At 72.7% G+C, this 16,691-nt stretch carries 13 protein-coding genes; 6 read left to right on the top strand and 7 right to left on the bottom strand.

The window, feature by feature from the left end:
• Nucleotides 1–5 precede the first annotated feature (5 nt).
• Both OG858_RS36320 and OG858_RS36315 read left to right on the top strand, forming a co-directional pair.
• The gene (locus tag OG858_RS36320) at nucleotides 6–992 is read left to right on the top strand and encodes an amylo-alpha-1,6-glucosidase (protein WP_328544047.1); all 987 of its coding nucleotides are present in this window, start codon (nucleotides 6–8) and stop codon (nucleotides 990–992) included.
• Nucleotides 993–1,348: 356 nt separating this feature from the next.
• Nucleotides 1,349–2,134, top strand: a complete 786-nt coding sequence (locus OG858_RS36315) for an MBL fold metallo-hydrolase (RefSeq protein WP_086747734.1) — start codon at nucleotides 1,349–1,351, stop codon at nucleotides 2,132–2,134.
• Between the two features lie 103 nt (nucleotides 2,135–2,237).
• Here the strand turns inward: OG858_RS36315 and OG858_RS36310 are convergent, their stop codons facing one another.
• The 4 genes from OG858_RS36310 to OG858_RS36295 form a co-directional block, all read right to left on the bottom strand.
• Nucleotides 2,238–2,933: an alpha/beta fold hydrolase gene (locus OG858_RS36310; RefSeq protein ID WP_319064238.1), complete on the bottom strand. Its 696-nt coding sequence runs from the start codon at nucleotides 2,931–2,933 to the stop codon at nucleotides 2,238–2,240.
• A gap of 322 nt (nucleotides 2,934–3,255) precedes the next feature.
• Entirely contained in the window at nucleotides 3,256–4,188 is a 933-nt protein-coding gene (locus tag OG858_RS36305; protein ID WP_086747736.1) for an alpha/beta hydrolase, read from the bottom strand.
• Between the two features lie 190 nt (nucleotides 4,189–4,378).
• The gene (locus OG858_RS36300; protein WP_319064240.1) at nucleotides 4,379–5,191 is read right to left on the bottom strand and encodes a VOC family protein; all 813 of its coding nucleotides are present in this window, start codon (nucleotides 5,189–5,191) and stop codon (nucleotides 4,379–4,381) included.
• A 265-nt stretch (nucleotides 5,192–5,456) separates the two neighbouring features.
• A complete protein-coding gene (locus OG858_RS36295; protein WP_086750520.1) occupies nucleotides 5,457–6,125 on the bottom strand; it encodes an SDR family NAD(P)-dependent oxidoreductase in 669 nt (222 codons plus the stop codon).
• Between the two features lie 396 nt (nucleotides 6,126–6,521).
• Here OG858_RS36295 and OG858_RS36290 point away from each other — a divergent pair, with 396 nt between their 5' ends.
• On the top strand, nucleotides 6,522–7,385 hold the full coding sequence (locus tag OG858_RS36290) for a PaaX family transcriptional regulator (protein ID WP_319064241.1): 864 nt from the start codon (nucleotides 6,522–6,524) through the stop codon (nucleotides 7,383–7,385).
• A 258-nt stretch (nucleotides 7,386–7,643) separates the two neighbouring features.
• Here OG858_RS36290 and OG858_RS36285 read toward each other — a convergent pair whose 3' ends face one another.
• Nucleotides 7,644–8,309 carry a TetR/AcrR family transcriptional regulator gene (locus OG858_RS36285; protein ID WP_319064242.1) on the bottom strand — a complete coding sequence of 222 codons (666 nt, stop codon included), beginning with the start codon at nucleotides 8,307–8,309 and terminating at the stop codon, nucleotides 7,644–7,646.
• Between the two features lie 149 nt (nucleotides 8,310–8,458).
• Between OG858_RS36285 and OG858_RS36280 the strand changes: the two genes are divergently transcribed.
• Together OG858_RS36280 and OG858_RS36275 are read left to right on the top strand one after the other, a co-directional pair.
• A complete protein-coding gene (locus OG858_RS36280) occupies nucleotides 8,459–9,655 on the top strand; it encodes an oxygenase MpaB family protein (RefSeq protein WP_328544048.1) in 1,197 nt (398 codons plus the stop codon).
• A 122-nt stretch (nucleotides 9,656–9,777) separates the two neighbouring features.
• On the top strand, nucleotides 9,778–11,289 hold the full coding sequence (locus tag OG858_RS36275) for an MFS transporter (RefSeq protein WP_328544049.1): 1,512 nt from the start codon (nucleotides 9,778–9,780) through the stop codon (nucleotides 11,287–11,289).
• A gap of 218 nt (nucleotides 11,290–11,507) precedes the next feature.
• Here OG858_RS36275 and OG858_RS36270 read toward each other — a convergent pair whose 3' ends face one another.
• Both OG858_RS36270 and OG858_RS36265 read right to left on the bottom strand, forming a co-directional pair.
• Nucleotides 11,508–13,931 (bottom strand): SpoIIE family protein phosphatase, encoded by a 2,424-nt coding sequence (locus OG858_RS36270; RefSeq protein WP_328544050.1) that lies wholly within the window; start codon nucleotides 13,929–13,931, stop codon nucleotides 11,508–11,510.
• A gap of 54 nt (nucleotides 13,932–13,985) precedes the next feature.
• Complete coding sequence (locus tag OG858_RS36265; RefSeq protein ID WP_086752336.1) at nucleotides 13,986–14,417, bottom strand: PPOX class F420-dependent oxidoreductase; 432 nt, start codon at nucleotides 14,415–14,417, stop codon at nucleotides 13,986–13,988.
• A gap of 514 nt (nucleotides 14,418–14,931) precedes the next feature.
• Here OG858_RS36265 and OG858_RS36260 point away from each other — a divergent pair.
• Entirely contained in the window at nucleotides 14,932–16,677 is a 1,746-nt protein-coding gene (locus OG858_RS36260) for a serine/threonine-protein kinase (protein ID WP_319064245.1), read from the top strand.
• The last annotated feature ends 14 nt before the right edge of the window (nucleotides 16,678–16,691 follow it).

Below are 16,691 nucleotides of genomic sequence, written 5' to 3'. Positions count from 1 at the left end.
CAGCGGTGCTGCTGCCCGCGCTCAAGGCCGCGCTCGGCTGGATCGACACCGCCGCCCAGGCCGGAGACGGGTTCCTCAAGTACATCGACCACCGCGGCACCGGCCTGGCGAACCAGGGCTGGAAGGACTCCGCCGACGCCGTCCGCTTCACCGACGGCCGACTCGCCGAAGCGCCCCTGGCACTCGCCGAAGTACAGGGCTACGCCTACGAGGCGGCCCTCGCCGGAGCAGCGCTCCTCGACGCCTTCGCCCTGCCGGACGGCGAACACCGGCGGACCTTCGCGTCCGACCTCGCCGACCGCTTCCGCGCCCGCTTCTGGGTCTCCGACCAGCAAGGTCCCTACCCGGCCATGGCACTCGACGCCTCGGGACGCCCCGCCGACTCCGTCACGAGCAACATGGGCCACCTCCTGGCCACCGGCATCCTCAACGCCGACGAGACCTCCGCCGTCGCCGCCCGGCTCGCCGCCCCCGACACGTCCGACGCCTACGGCCTGCGGACCATGTCGTCGAAGTCCGGAGGCTACGGCCCCCTGCGCTACCACTGCGGCACCGTCTGGCCCCACGACACCGCCATCGCCGTCACCGGCCTCGCCCGCAGCGGCCACTCCGACGCCGCCGCCCGCCTCATCGAGGGCGTCCTCGCCGCCGCACCCGCCTTCGACCACCGACTGCCCGAACTCTGGGGCGGCGACGCCCGCACGGACACCCCCGCACCTGTCCCCTACCCGGCCGCGTGTCGCCCACAGGCCTGGTCGGCGGCGGCTGCCATCGCCCTCGTGACCGCGATGACCGGCCTGGATCCCGACGTACCCGCCGGCCGCCTCCGCTTCCGGCCGACCGGTCCGCTCCCCGTGGGCGCGCTCAGCGTCGCAGGGCTCACCGTCGCTGGAGAACGGCTCGACCTCACCATCGACTCCGGAGGCCGGGTCGAGTCGGTAACAGCCCCTGCGGGACTGGCCGTCGAAGAACACGCGGCGCTGCGGGCCTGAGAACCACTGCGGGCGGCCTGTCCGACAAGCCGGCGGCGACTCGGCGTCAGCCCCGCCGGCCCGACGGCCAGTTGCTCAGCCTGAGCAGCGATCACCTCGGACGACTCAGGCTGAGCGATCCAGGGTTCCGGTCGCCGCCCGGCGAAGGGGTTCCCCGTCGCCCACCTGCCGCCCGGAGAATCGACAGTCTCCACCGTGCGGAACGGGCGGCTCGGTTCAGGCTGCTCGTCGGTGGTCCGGCCCTCGGCAGTCGAAGAGCGGGATGCTGGCCGTACGCTGTCCGCCGGGCCTCCTGGACGGAGGACCGGGAGCGCGTCGCGTCCTTCTGCCGTCGACACCCCGAAAGCGGTACTGCCTTGAAGGTCCACCACCTCAACTGCGGGACCATGCTCCCGCCCACCGGCGCGCTGGTCTGCCACGTCCTGCTCGTCGAGGCGCCGGGCGGACTGGTTCTGGTGGACTCCGGGTTCGGGTTGCACGACATCGCCGATCCCGGGCGCCGTGTGGGGCCGGCCCGGCGGCTGATCAGGCCCGTACTCCGGGCGGAGGAGACGGCCGCGCGTCAGATCGAGGCCCTCGGGTTCCAGCGCGACGACGTCCGCCACATCGTCGTCACACACTTCGACTCGGACCACATCGGAGGGCTGTCCGACTTCCCCGAGGCCCAGGTCCACACGACCGCGGCCGAGGCCCTGGGGTCCGTGATCTCCCCGTCCCGGCGGGAACGGATCCGCTACCGGCCGGCCCAGTGGGCCCACGGACCGAAGATCGTCGAGCACACCCCGGACGGCGAGGCGTGGCGCGGCTTCGCCGCCGCCAGGGAACTCGACACCATCGCCCCGGGAATCGTCCTGGTCTCCCTGCCGGGACACACCCGGGGCCACGCCTGCGTCGCGGTGAACACCGGAACCCGCTGGATCCTGCACGCCGGCGACGCCTTCTACCACCGCGGCACGCTCGACGGACACTCCCCGGTACCTCGCGCCCTTCGCACCATGGAGAACCTGGTGGCGTACGACCTGAGGATGGTCCGCGACAACCACGCCCGCCTGGCCGAGCTGCACCGGCGTGGCGACACCGACCTGACCGTCGTCAACGCGCACGACCCCGTCCTGTACGAGAGGGCTCGCGGTACGGCATAGAAGCCGGAGTCGCGTAGGAGCCCGAGTCGCGTACGAGTCGGAGTCGCGTACGAGTCGGAGTCGCGTACGAGTCGGGGGCACCTGCCAGTCGGCGGCGAAGATGTCAGACCCAGCCGTCCAGGGACTTCATGAAGCCGTCGAAGTCGTCGCGGTGGATGGTGTGTCCCGCGCCGGTGACCGTACGGACCTCGAAGCCGCTCGCCCGGAGCCGGTCCGCGTCCTGCGTCCCCACCAGCGAGCTGGGGTCGGCGAGTTGGACGAGGGAAGGCACGGCCGGACGGTCGGGAACGAAGCCCGAGAGGGGGCGGCCGCCGAGGAAGTTCACGGAGGCGGCGTCCCAGGCGGCCAGCGTGGCCATCTCGATGTCGACGTCCTCGCTGTCCCAGCGCGGGTTGAGCGCGGCGGTCTGCTTGCGGGTGGCACGCTTGAAGGAGGCGAAGACCTCGGGGCCGATGCGCCGGCCGGGGTCGGCCGACGACCATGCCGGGTCCGAGTAGACCGCGCGCGCGGGCCGCAGCCGCTCCACGGCGAGGGAGAGGGCGAGCCCGCCCAGGGAGTGGCCGATGACCAGGTCGGCCTGCCGGGGCAGCGTGTCGACGAGGTCGTCGGCGAAGAGCTGCGGACTGTACTCACCGCGCGGCGAGATTCCGTGGCCGCGCAGGTCCACGGCGATCACGCGGTAGCCGCGCTCCAGGAGCGCCGGGGCCACCCGTCGCCAGGTGCGGGAGTCGGACATGATGCCGTGGACGAGCAGAGCCGTCCGGTCACCTGCGCCCCATTCGCGGGTGCTGAGCTGCACGTCGCGCCTTTCGCCGGTGTGGTGATCAGGGTGTCGGTCTCGTGCTTCGCCCAAGACTATCGGCGGCGGCGAGCGCTCTCGAAGCCCTTCCCAGCCACCTCGGCCTCGCTGCGCACTCGACGCCCTTCCCAGCCACCGTCGACCTCGCTGCGCACTGCCACCGTCCGCTGCCACCGTCGACCTCGCCGACCACTCCCACCGTCCGCTGCCACCGTCGACCTCGCCGACCACTCCCACCGTCCGCTCCCGCTCCTCCGCTCCGCCCAGGAGGTCGCCGTCGCCGCGCCCTGTGTCGGCGCCTGCGCGTCGCCTTCGGGTGGCGTCAGCGCCCCGCCACGTCGCTGTCAGGCGGCGTGCTGACGGCCGTGTCGAGGGCGGTGCGCAGGGCGTCGGCCATCAGCCCTATCGCTTCCTTGCCTGCCGGCACCGGGCCGGTGTGGGTGAAGTAGTGGTCGACGCCCTCGAAGACGCGGTGGGTGACCGGCACGCCCGCGGCCTCCAAGGCCTTGGCGTAGGCGTCGCCCTCGTCGCGCAGGCGGTCGTTCTCGGCGGTGATGACGAGGGCGGGCGGCAGTCCGGCGAGGTCGTCGGCAAGTCCCGGCGAGGCCAGGGGATCGGCGAGGTCGGCCGGGTCCGGGACGTAGGCGGCGGTGAAGATCCGCATGAGCTGGGGGCTGAGCAGCGGCTTGGCGATGCGGGACTGCTTGGTGCCCGGGTCGGCGACCTGATCGAGCGGCGCTGAGTCGATGATCTGCAGTCGTGGTGTGAAGGTGCCCCGGTCGCGGGCCGTACGGCAGACCCCGGCGGTCAGGTTGGCTCCCGCGCTGTGTCCGCCCACGGCGACGCGTGAGCCGTCCCAGTCGTGGGCCTCGCCGTGCTCGACGACCCACGCGGTGACGTCGTACGCCTGGGTGACGGCGGTGGGGAAGGTCCGCTGCGGGGCGACGGCGTAGTCCACGTTGATCACGACACAGCCGGCCTTGGCGGCTATGTAGCGGCAGATGTGGTCGTCCTGCTCGGGGCGGGCCACGATGAAGCCGCCGCCATGGAAGTTGATGTACACGGGAGCGGGGGTGGCGGTGCCGACCGGCGGGCGGTAGACGGTGCAGTCGACAGGCCCGGCGCCGGTCTCGACCCGAAGGGTTTCCGTCCGCTTCGGAATGTCGGTGAAGCGCAGGTCCTTGTGGACACGGGTCATGACGCCGCTGAGCAGCAGCTTGACCCCTCTGGCTTGGATATTGGCACTGAACGGCATGATCGGCCCCGCCCATCGCTACAACGTTGAATTAACAGGATTCCTGTTGGTTGGATGATGGACTCGAATCCTGTTTTGCGCAATGGGTGAGCGCGCCACCGCCGAACGGGACGGCTTCCGGTGGCGTCCGGCAGGGGTCGGTGAGGCGTGGTGAAGGGTGGTGAAGGGACGGAGCCTCGCGGGGCGCGGGTCAGCTCTCGGCCGGCGCGAGGAGCACGAAATCCGCGTTCGACGGGTCGAGACAGACGGCCAGCCTGCCGACACCCTCCACGTTCTCGGGTCCCATCTGGACGCTGCCGCCGTGCCCCGTGACGGCGGCCACCCCCGCATCGCAGTCGGTGACGGCGAAGACGGGGTGCCAGTAGGGCCGTCCGTCCGTCAGGGTGAGGTCGTCCGCGCGGAGTTCCATCAGGCCGCCCTGCATCCGCTCCTCGGGGAGCCCTGCGGGGGTGACGAGGCTGTACGTACCCGCGTCGCCCGGCAGGGACATGTCTCCGAACTGCCAGCCGAAGACGGTGCCGTAGAACTCCTTGGCGGCCGCGGTGTCGGTGGTGAACAGCTCGGTCCAGGACAGTGAGCCCGGCTCGTCAGCCAGCTCGAACCCCTCGTTCCGGCCCGGCTGCCAGACGGCGAACTGGCCGCCCAGCGGGTCGCTGTACTGTGCCATCCGGCCCCAGTCGCCAAGATCCCTCGGCGCCACCCGCACCGTGCCGCCGGCGCGCTCCACGGCCTGGGTCGTGGCGTCCGCGTCCATGACGGTGTAGTAGATCATCCAGGCCGGACGCGCACCCTTCTCGGTGAGTTCGCCGAGCCCGCCGACGATCTTGCCGTCCTTCCGGAAGGCTCCGCCTTCGCCCTGCGCATCCTCCCCGCCGTCACCGTCGCCCATGGGCTCGTACTCCCAGCCGAGCACCGCGCGGTAGAAGGCCGCCGCGGCCGGCACGTCGGGGACGCCGAGGTCGAGCCAACAGGGGGAGCCGGGAGTGAGGTCGGTGGTGATCACTGGATTCCCCTTCGCGTTCGCGGATCCGGTGATCTCAGCGTGACACCCGCCCCGGACGACCGCGCGTCGGCGCGGTGCCCGAGCGCGCCACGCCGGAGGTCGGGCCGCCGCGGGCCGGAGCGTCGCGGACCCGGGCAACCACCACCCGACGGTCGCGTCGCGGACCCGGGCACCACCCGACGGCCGCGTCGCGGACCCGGGCACCACCCGACGGCCGCGTCGCGGACCCGGGCACCATCACAGGTCGGCCGCGTCGCGGGTCCCCCTACGAGGCGTCGAGGTCGTCGGCGAAGTGCCGGAAGCCGTGGCGGTCCCGGTGGATGTCCCACAGGGTGTCGGCGAGGACGGCCGGGTCCTTCCTGGGGTGTCCGGGGACGATCGCGCCCGGGACGACCAGTTGGGCGACATGGATGCCCTCGGCCGCGAGGGTGTCGTGGAGCAGGTGGCCGTACGCGCTCTCCGCGGCGAACGCGATGGACGTGCCGGCCCGGTCGGGGTGCGGGACCACGGCCGTCCCGCCGTTGACGAAGAGGACGGTGCCGCGCCCGAGGTCGCGCATGCCGGGCAGCACCTGCCGTACGGCGGCGACCGCGCCGTAGACGGAGAACTCGATCGGGCCGACGAGGTCGGTGTGGCCGGTCTCCAGCACCGGCAGCATGAAGTCCCGGTGCGGCAGCGGGCTGTACTGCAGGACCTCGACCGGCCCCAGCGCCGTGTGCGCCGCGTCGAGTGCGGCGGTCAGGGCCTCCGGGTCGCGCACATCGGCGGCGAACCCCTGGGCCGTGACACCCTGGTCGGTCAGATCGGCGGCGAGTGCCTTCGTGCGCTCGGGGTCGCGGGCGACGAGCGCCACGGCGAACCCCTCACGGCCGAAGCGGCGGGCGACGGCCGCGCCGAGACCTGGCCCGGCTCCGATGACGGCGATGGTGGTCATGGCTTCCCAGCTTTCCTGGCGGAGGGGGCGGCCTCGTGCGAGTCCGGCCCCGCGCAACGTGCTTGACGGTCCTCATCGTGACGTAACGCGCGTCGGCGACGGCAAGGTTCCGGGCCGCCTCGGCCACCTCGGCCGCGTCTCTCCGCGACGGTCCGTGGTGGGCACCTGTCAACGGTGGTCACACAAGGACACCCTGGAGGAGCGCTGTGGGGCGACACGGACGCGGATCCCCTCAACGCCCGTGCGGCGGCTGCCGATTCCACGACCCCCCGCCCGCTCCGTGCCGTATCGACCGACCCCTGCCCGCGGCCGTACGGCCTCGCCCACCCCGCCGACGGCCGTTGACCTGGTCGGCCGCCCGCCGGGGTGCCGACGGGCGGCCGTACGCTTGCCCCTGTGGAGGACTACGACATCCTGGACACCCCGGACAGCGACGCCACGGACGGCCCGCAGCCGCGCCCGCAGTCGCTCATGCTCGCCTTCTTCGGCAACCACGTGCTGGAGGACGGCGACCGTGATCTGTGCGTGTACTCGGGCAGCATCATCGACGTACTGGGCCGGGTCGGCGTCGGTGAACAGGCCGTACGTTCCACGCTGACCCGCATGGTCAACCGCGGTCTGCTGCGGCGCCAGCGCGAGGGCCGCAGGATGTACTTCGGTCTCACCCCGCAGGCGACACGCGTCCTGGGGGACGGCCGCACCCGCATCTGGAAGCAGGGCGCGGTCAACGACGACTGGGACGGCACCTGGACCCTGCTCGGTTTCTCCCTCCCCGACTCCTGGAAACGCCAGCGCCACGACCTGCGCTCGCGGCTGACGTGGTCCGGGTTCGGGGCCCTGTACAGCGGGCTGTGGATCGCCCCGGGGAACGTCGACATCACCGGTGTCGTCGCGGAGCTCGGGCTCACCGACCACGTCAAGGTCTTCCACGCCCGGGCCGACGTGGCCACCGACATCGAGCTGATGATCCGCGACACCTGGGACCTGGAGAGCGTCGCGGCCCGCTACGTCACCTTCGACAAGCGCTGGACCGCCCACCTGGGAGCCGGTTGCGGTGACGACCCGATCGGGACCCGTCTGCGGCTCGTCAGCGAGTGGCTCTGGACCATCCGCGCCGACCCTCGCCTCCCCGCCCGCCACCTTCCCGCCGCCTGGCCGGCCCGCCCCGCCGAGGACACCTTCCGCCACGTCGCCGAACAGACCGCGACGCCCGCCCGGCGGATGGCCGGCGAGCACCTCGACACGGTGCCGCTGCGCTGATCCCGAATCCCGGCCGGGGCGGCGGCACCGGCCGACGGAGCCGCTCCACGGACCCGGTGTCCCTGCCGAGCAGCCGCTCCGTGACGCCGAAAGCGACGGTAGAGGCGGAACGGAAGAGGCGGAAGAGGCGGAAGAGGCGGGATCACAGCGGGTCGCGAAGACGGCCGCGAGGGAGTCCGCGCCGTCCGCCGCTCGGCGTCCACGCGCTCGACGAGCCCACGGTCCACGCGCTCGACGAGCCGCGTCACATCCTCCGGTTCAGGCCCCGGCCTCCCGGCCCGTCCCGAGCAACCCGTCGAGCACGAGTGCCGCCAGCGACTCCGCCCTGGCCGCGGTTCGCTCCGGCGAGGAGTGTTCGGTGCGGCCGAGGCGGCGGGCGAGGGGGACGTCCAGCATGCCGGAGACGGTCGGGACGATGGCGAAGAAGAGCACGTCCATCGGGACGGGGGCCATGCGTCCGGCGGCGACGAGCCGGTCGACACTGGACGCCATCCTCCCCACGACGACGCCGATGTAGTTGTCGTACAGATAGTCCAACCGCTCGGTGTCCTGGTTGAGTTCGTCGACGAAGAGCCGGCCGACCAGCGGGGTGTCCGCGGAGGACCGGTAGAAGGCGGTGATGAGCCGCCGCAGGTTCTCCGCGTCGTCGGCCGAGGGGTCGGGCTCGGACAGGCGGGCCAGCTGCGGCCCCAGGGCGGAGTCCACCACCGCACGCCAGAACGCCGCCTTGGAGCCGTAGCGGTCGTTGATGAAGTTGTGGCTGACGCCCAGGCGGCGGGCCAGTTCGCGGGCGGACGCCCGGTCGTAGCCCAGCTCCGCGAAGGCCTCCAGGCCGCGCTGCAGAACGCTCTCCTCCTCGGGCACCGCGGGAGTGTCCGCGCCGGGGCGCCCCGGCCTTCGAGTGGATTCGGCTCTTGCTCCCACGCTTGCCTCCATCACTTCCGATGCGCGCCCACCGGCCCTGCGGGCGGTCCCGGGCCCAGTCTAAGGACCCACGGAATCTTATTTGACACCTGTCAGATTACCGCTAATCTGACAGGTGTCAGAGCGTTTCTCTCGCATGGAGAACCCCCATGACCGCACCCCACACATCCCCCACGACCACCGAGCGGGCGATCGGCCCCACGGCCGGCGACGCGCTCGCCGACGCCGTCGTCGCCGAACTGGACCTTCTCGGCACACCGGCTCGCCAGGCCCTCGACGCCGGCCTGCGCAACGGCCTGGCGAGCCTGCACGAGCCGCCGCCCCGGGCGGTGGCCGCGCTGCTGCGGCAGCTGGAATCCGCCCCCTCGGGCGTGGACCCTCTGATGCTGCACCGCGGTGATGTCGTGAGCCTGTCCGTGCCTCCGCTGTGGTTCGGGCTCTGCTCCATCACCGGCACGCTCGCCCACACCTACGCGTCCCCGGCCGTCGCGGGCCGCCTCGCCCGCGCGGGCACTCCGGCGGCCATGGCCCCACGCCGACTCGCCGGGACCGGCGTCTGGGCACGTCAGACCATGCGACCGGGAGGACTGCTGCGCGGCGCCCCGGGTCACCTGGCCACCGTCCAACTGCGGCTGCTCCAGGCCCGGATACGGATCACGGCGTTCGAGCGCGACCGCGAACCCACCGAATCCGCCGAGGGCGGCGCGTCCGGCCGGCCCTCCTTCGCCCGGCGGCGATCCCCGCTCGCGCAGGACGACGACCTGGCCCGTACGTGGCTCGGTCTCACCCTCGTGTCCTTCCGCGCCCTGGCCGCCGTCGGCATCGAGATCGGTCCCGAGGAGGAGCGCTACCTCTACCGCTACTGGTCGTACGTCGCCCATCTGCTCGGCCTTGACGAGAGCCTCTACGGAAACGTGCTCGACCACACCGACGCCGAGCGCCTCCGGGGCCTGCTGGACGCGAGGACGGCAGCGCCCGACGAGAACTCACGCGTGCTGACCACCGCCATGGTCGACGCGCAGGCCCGTGCGATGGCCGGGGCGCCGGGTGCCGTCCTCTCCGAGGAGCAACTGCGCTACCTCATCCACAGCGTGCTCCGGCAGACCTTCGGCGACGGGACCGCGGACCGGCTGGGCATCCCCGTCCCCGCCGCGACCCACCTGATGCCGCTGATCGGCAAGCTCAACCGCCAGTCCCGGTACTGGCAGACGTTCTCCCCGGCCTCGGCGGGAGAGGCCCGACGCCGAGCGCTCCAGGGACCCGGCCCCGAACTGATCGCGGCCGTTCTCCCCGTCGGTCGCCGGAACCGGGAAGCCGCCGATCGGTCCGGGGTTCCGGCGGCCTGACCCACCCGCGCCGCTCGCGCGCTCTTGCCTCCCCCCACTCGTGACGAGCTCCATCGACGCAGCCGTCCACCCCGCACCACCGAAGCACCCAGCCACTTCCGCACCTTCTCCGGAGTTTCGTCATGTCTTCCACCGTCTCCGACACACCGACCGGCACGGCTCCCACAGCACCGCTGCCGACCACCGACCCACCGCACCGCCATCGCTGGTGGATCCTCGCCGTCATCGGCCTGGCGCAGCTGATGGTGGTGCTGGACGCGACGATCGTGAACATCGCGCTGCCCTCGGCCCAGCAGGACCTGGACTTCTCGGACGGCGACCGGCAGTGGATCGTCACCGCCTACGCGCTCGCCTTCGGCAGTCTGCTGCTGCTCGGCGGGCGAATAGCGGACCTGTTCGGGCGGAAGCTGACGTTCCTGGTCGGCCTGGTGGGCTTCGCCGGTGCCTCCGCCATCGGCGGCGCGGCCGGCAGTTTCGAGATGCTCGTCGCCGCCCGGGCCGGGCAGGGCCTGTTCGGGGCGCTCCTCGCGCCGGCCGCGCTGTCGCTGCTGACCACGACGTTCACCGACCCCAAGGAACGCGGGAAGGCCTTCGGCGTCTACGGCGCGATCGCGGGGGCCGGCGGCGCCGTCGGCCTGCTGCTGGGCGGCGTACTGACCGAGCACCTCGACTGGCGCTGGACCCTGTACGTCAACCTCTTCTTCGCCGCCGTCGCCTTCGTCGGCGGGATGATCCTGCTCGGCCGCAGCAGCCGCGACAAGACCGCCAAGATCGACGTGCCCGGTGCCCTCCTGGTCTCCGCCGGACTGTTCTGCCTGGTCTACGGGTTCTCCAACGCCGAGAGCCACGATTGGAGTTCGCCTGCCACCTGGGGCTTCCTGCTCGCCGGGGCCGTCCTGCTCGCCGCGTTCACGGTGTGGCAGACCCGCTCCCCGCATCCGCTGCTGCCCCTGCGCGTCCTGCTCGACCGGAACCGCGGCGCGTCGTTCGTCTCCGTCCTGATCATCGGCGCGGGCATGTTCGGCGTCTTCCTCTTCCTCACCTACTACCTGCAGCAGAGCCTCGGCTACACGCCCATCGAGACCGGGCTGGCCTTCCTGCCCATGATCACCGGACTCATGCTGACCTCGACGCTGGCCTCCACGACACTCGTCCCGCGCATCGGTCCCAAGCCGGTGGTCCCGCTGGGCATGGGCATGGCCGCCGCCGCGATGGTCTGGCTGACCGCCCTCGACATGAACAGCTCCTACACCACCGGCATCCTGCCGCCGCTGGTTCTCGCCGGACTCGGCATGGGTCTGATCATGGCCCCCGCCATGAGCCTGGCCACCGAGGGTGTCGCCGCGGAGGACGCCGGTGTCGCCTCCGCCGCCGTCAACACGATGCAGCAGATCGGCGGTTCCCTCGGCACCGCCCTCCTCAACACGCTCTCCACCAGCGCCGCCGCGGACTACCTGGTCGGCAGGAACCCGAAGGACCCCGCCGTAGTCGCGCAGGCCGGGCTGGAGGCCTACTCCACGGCCTACTGGTGGTCCGCCGTCTTCTTCGTCGCCGGCCTGGTCGTCAGCTTTCTGCTCTACCGGCGCGGCGCCCCCGTCCACGACCCGGACGCCGCCCCCGTGGTCCACATGTGAGGTGCCGGCTCCCCAAGCCCGTCGGGGCGGCCTCCTCCCCCTGCCCTGACACCCCCGAAGCGGCCCGCCGGACACCCCGGCGGGCCGCTTCGGTTTCTGCCGGCGAGCACCTTCTCCGGCAGGCGCAGGGCTCAGTGGCGACACGGCGACACGGGCCGGCGGTGGCGGTGGCCGTGGGTGGAGGGTGACCGTCGGCGGAAGGTGGCCGTGCGCGTGGGCTAGAGGCCGGCCAGGGCCGGGAACGCGGCGGCGGAGTCGTTCAGCTCGGCCCACACCGTCTTGCCCTGGCGGGCGCGGCGGGTGCCCCAGTGTTCGGCGAGCTGGGCGACCAGGAGGAGACCGCGGCCACCCTCGTCGAAGACGCGGGCCCGGCGCAGGTGCGGGGTGGTGCCGCCGGAGTCGGAGATCTCGCACATGAGGGTGCGGTCATGGATGAGGCGCAGCCGGATGGGGGGCCGGCCGTAGCGAATGGCGTTGGTGACGAGCTCGCTGACCACCAGCTCGGCGGTGAACTCCAGCTCCGCCAGGCCCCAGTCGCTCAGCTGCCGGGTGACGTCCGCCCTGGCCCGCGCAACGGCGGCGGGCTCGGCCTCCAGGTCCCAGGTGGCGACCTGGCCCGCGCCGAGGGCTCGGGTCCGGGCCAGGAGCAGGGCGACGTCGTCGGGCGGCCTGTCGGGCAGCAGGGCTTCGAGTACGGCGTCGCAGGTGGCCTCCAGAGAAGGGGCGGGCCGGGCGAGGGCGTCGCGGAGCCGGTCCAGGCCCGCGCCGACGTCGTGGTCCCGTGCCTCGATCAGACCGTCGGTGTAGAGCACGAGCAGGCTGCCCTCGGGCAGTTCGACCTCCGCCGTCTCGAACGGCAGCCCGCCCAGGCCGAGCGGCGGGCCCGGGGGCAGGTCCAGGAGGTCGACGGCACCGTCCACGGTCACCACGGCGGGCAGCACATGCCCCGCGCGGGCGAGAGTGCAGCGACGCGAGACAGGGTCGTACACGGCGTAGAGGCAGGTGGCACCGATGTCCCCGCCGCCTCCGTCGGCACCGGCCGCTCCGGTGGCGGCGGCTGCGGTGGCATCGGCGGGCCCGGTGTCGGCGAAGGTGGCGGAATCGGTGTCCGGGGCGCCGGAAGGTCCCGCGTCCGTGCCCGTGCCCCTGCCGGCCCCGGCCTCGTCGTACGCGTCGTTCTCCTCCGCCTCGGCGGCCAGGCGGATCACCACGTCGTCCAGGTGCGTGAGGAGTTCGTCGGGCGGCAGGTCGATGTCGGCCAGGGTGCGTACGGCGGTCCTGAGGCGCCCCATCGTGGCGGCGGCGTGGATGCCGTGGCCCACGACGTCGCCCACGACGAGGGCGACCCTCGCCCCGGAGAGCGGGATGACGTCGTACCAGTCGCCGCCCACACCGCCCTGGGCGTCGGCGGGAAGGTAGCGGAAGGCGACGTCGACGGCGGACTGCCTCGGGGTACGGCGCGGGAGCAGGCTGCGCTGCAGGGTGAGGGCGGTGGCGCGGGCGTGCGTGTAGCGGCGGGCGTTGTCCACGGCGACCGCCGCCCGCGCCGCGATCTCCTGGGCCAGCAGCAGGTCCTCGTCGTCGAACGCGTCGGGGTCGCGGTCCCGGCAGAACTGCGCGACACCGAGCGTGGCGCCCCGGGCACGCAACGGCACCACCAGCGTGGAGTGGACCGGGCGGGCACGGGCGTCGGGACTGCCGTCCACGGGCGCCCGGCCACCGTCCGGGGCCGCCCGGCCACCGCGCAGGCCACCGCCCACGGCGCCGGCGCCGCTCGCGTCCCGGCCACCCTTCTCGGCGCACCCACCGGTCGCATGCTCCGACGCCTCGTGGCGCCCCCGGCGGCCTCCGTCGAGGCGGTGCCTGGTCGGCTGGCCCGTCGTCAGGGCGCGGTCCGGTGGTGAACCGGGCGGGAAGCTGTGGCGTTGCCGACGGGCGGGCGCCCTGTCGGGGTGGGCGGCCGATCGCTGGGCGACCCGGCGGAGTACGGGTGACGAGGTCGGGTCGCCCGTCGGGGTGTCATGGGCGTTCAGCGCGGAATCGAGCAGGTCGACGGTGACGAGGTCGGCGAAGTGCTCGGTGGCGAAGTCGGCCAGTTCCTGGGTGGTGCGGGCGATGTCGAGGGTGGTGCCGATGCGCATGCTCGCCTCGTTCACCATCGACAGCCGCCACCGCAGCCGCCGGTCCCGTTCCTCCTCGTACGCCACGACGCCCTGCTCGGAGGTGCGGTCCACATACCCGGTCGCCGTGGCGATCAGGCTGCGCGTGGCCTCGCTGATCAGGGCCGCGTCGTCGGTGCGCCGGGCCATCTCTTCGAGCAGGCGGTCGAGGAGGATGCCCTGGGCGAGCCGGAAGGCCCGCAGCACCGCGCTGACGGGGATGCCGTGCCGGGCGACGCGGCGGACGCGTTCCACCTCGGTGGCCGGTACCTGGATGCCGCCCGGGTCGACGCCGTGCCGGAGGGCGGACAGCACCGCGACGACGTGCTCGGCAACGCTGTCCGAGACCCTGGCGTCGGGGCGCTCCCACAGTTCGGGCATTTCGCGGCGCAGGCACTGTTCCACCTCGGCGATCAGCTCGTCCGCCCTGGGGGCGAGCTCACGCGCGACTCGGGACACGAGACCGTCAGCCGTGGAGTCCACAGTCACGACGGTACGCCGAACAACCGCTTACGCCCCACCGCTGGCCGGTCGTCGTCAGCCGATCGCGGCGCCGTACACGTGGTCGACCGTGAGGGTGATGAGGACCCGGCGGTCGGCGACCATCACCGAGCGGTACTCGTCCCAGTCCGGGTGCTCCCCGGCGGCGGCGCGGTAGTAGTCCACCAGGGCCTGGACCTCCGGGCCCTCGGGGTCGGTGCCCGGTCCGGTGAGGTGGACCGTGCCCTCGGCGGTGGCCCAGGACCTGCCGTCGGAGCTGGTCACCTCCAGTGCGGCGCGCGGGTCCCGGCGCAGGTTGGCGGTCTTGGCGGTCGCCTCGGTGGTGGAGATACGGATGACTCCGGCCTCCTCGTCGTAGGCGGGCATGACGGGTGACAGCTGGGGGCGGCCGTCCGACTTGAGGGTGGCGAGGACACCGAGCCGGCTCTTGGCCAACAGGGCATGCGGGTTGAACGGTGTGGTGGTCATACGAACATCATCGGCCTCTTCCGTCACCGCCGGACCGTCCTGCGGTGCACGCACCGGCGGACCGTCCTGCGGTGCACGGCCCCTGACTCTCTCCTGAGGCGATGTGGCTCGGCGACGCGGTTGCGCCGTCGGGTCCGGCGGCCGCACCGGATCTCCGGTGGCCGCACCGGCGGGTCCGGCCGCTGCACCCCGCGGGTCCGGCCGCCGCACCGGATCTCCGGTGGCCGCACCGGCGGGTCCGGCCGCTGCACCCCGCGGGTCCGGCCGCTGCACCGGATCTCCGGTGGCCGCACCGGCGTGTCCATCAGCAGGTCACCCGACGGTTCGGCCCGCCCGGGTCACCACTGCACGCACCGTGAATCCGCCGACTGCTCACTTCCCGACCGGGCTGGTGCTCGGAACGGCGCTCTGCCGCTCACCGCGCGTCCCCGGACCGGCCTCCTCCCTGTCCCTTACCCGGGGCCGGTTATTGTGACGGGGCGAATCGAACGTACGCAGGGCTGGCGGAGGGCACGTGGTGTCGGACGTAGGGCGGCTCGTCGCCGGGCGCTACCGGCTCACGGAGCAGATAGGCCGCGGCGGCATGGGCACGGTGTGGCGGGCCGGGGACGAGGTCCTCGACCGCCAGGTCGCGGTGAAGCGGCTGCATGTCCAGCCCCATCTGTCCCCCGACGACCTCGTGACCCTGTACGAGCGCACGCGCCGCGAGGCGCGCAGCGCGGCCCGGATCGCGCACCCGAACGTGATCGTCGTCCATGACGTCGTCGACGACCGTGACGACCGTGCGGACGGCCACGTGGACGGTGTTCGGGGCGGCCACGAGAGCGGCACCGGTGACGGCCGGCCCTGCATCGTCATGGAGTACGTCCCGGCGCCCACGCTCGCCGATCGCCTCACGGACGGCCGGACCCTCCCGCCCGAGGAGGCGGCCCGGATCGGTCTGGGCATGGTCGCCGCGCTGCGCGCCGCGCACACCGCCGGCGTACTGCACCGCGACGTCAAGCCCGGCAACGTCCTGCTCGGCGCCGAGGGCCGGGTCGTCCTGACCGACTTCGGCATCGCGATGACCGCGGACGCCTCGACCCTGACCAAGACCGGTGAGATGGTCGGCTCCATCCACTACATGGCACCGGAGCGGATCCGCGGCCAGAAGCCCGGCCCCGCGTCGGACCTGTGGGCCCTGGGCGCGACCCTCTACCAGGCGGTCGAGGGGCGCCCGCCGTTCCGCCGCCTCACCGCGATGGAGGCCGCGTACGCCATTGCCGTGGACCCCCTGGAGCCACTCAAGCAGGGTGGCGCCCTGGCACCCCTCATCGAGGCCCTCCTCGCCAAGGACCCCGCCGACCGCCCCACCACCGAACAGGCGGAACGGGCACTGCGGGCCGTGGTGTCGGGAGAGGCGACGACCGAGTTGCCGATGCCGGGGGCCGCGAGGCCGTTCGACGGGGACACGGTCAACCGGAATGCGATCGATGCGGGCTTGTCGGTCGAGGTCTCGCCCACCGCGGGCTCGTCCGACGGGTGGGGACCAACTGGCCGGCACACGGGCCGGGTGACGCTCCCGAGGACGGGCCCCGACAGCGGCCGAGGTGGCTTCCCCGGTTCCCCGGGAGGCGCGGGCGCCGAAGGCGGGCAACCGTCCCGCCAGGGCCGAAAGAAGAGCCGGATCCTCGTGCCGGTCGCGGCCGCCGTGACCGTGGCCGCCCTGGTCGTCGGGGTCGCGCTCTACGTGACGTCCAACCCCGACGGGGAGACCGCCTCACCGGGCAGCGGAACCTCCGCCACCCCTTCCTACTCCCCCTCCCCCCTCCCCGACGGCTTCCACCTGGTCACGGACGAGGCCCTCGGCATCTCCTTCCCCGTCCCGGACGGCTGGAAGGCCGGCAAGCGGACGGCCGAGTCGGTCACCTACACCGACGAGACAGGACTGGTCGAACTCACGATCGGCATCGTGGACCCCGCCGGCTCGCACCCCATGGCCCACTTCAAGGACATCGAAGCGAACACGAAGGTCAACTACCCCACCTCCTACCGGAAGCTCCGCATGCAGAAGACCACCTTCCGTGGGCAGCCTGCCGCGGTGTGGGAGTTCACCTTCCAGGGACGGGCCCGCGCCTTCCGCGCCATCGACCTCGGCTACGGCCGGGAAGGCGAACGCGAGTACGACATCTACCTCTCGGCCCCGGACGTCGACTGGGACACCTACCGCCCCACCTTCGACAAGGTCAGGGACGGCTTCATGGTGTCCCCCCGCTCCTAGCGTCCTAGCGTGGA

The sequence above is a fragment of the Streptomyces europaeiscabiei genome (assembly GCF_036346855.1).
Taxonomy (GTDB): domain Bacteria; phylum Actinomycetota; class Actinomycetes; order Streptomycetales; family Streptomycetaceae; genus Streptomyces; species Streptomyces europaeiscabiei.
Note: the sequence above shows the minus strand (reverse complement) of the source record. Positions and strands in the feature narration are given on the sequence as shown.

Excerpts from the sequence above, each read along its gene's own strand:
- OG858_RS36305 (WP_086747736.1), bottom strand. The coding sequence starts at position 4,188 with ATGCCGTTCAGTGCCAATATCCAAGCCAGAGGGGTCAAGCTGCTGCTC.
- OG858_RS36295 (WP_086750520.1), bottom strand. The coding sequence starts at position 6,125 with ATGACCACCATCGCCGTCATCGGAGCCGGGCCAGGTCTCGGCGCGGCC.
- OG858_RS36280 (WP_328544048.1), top strand. The coding sequence starts at position 8,459 with ATGACCGCACCCCACACATCCCCCACGACCACCGAGCGGGCGATCGGC.
- OG858_RS36275 (WP_328544049.1), top strand. The coding sequence starts at position 9,778 with ATGTCTTCCACCGTCTCCGACACACCGACCGGCACGGCTCCCACAGCA.
- OG858_RS36265 (WP_086752336.1), bottom strand. The coding sequence starts at position 14,417 with ATGACCACCACACCGTTCAACCCGCATGCCCTGTTGGCCAAGAGCCGG.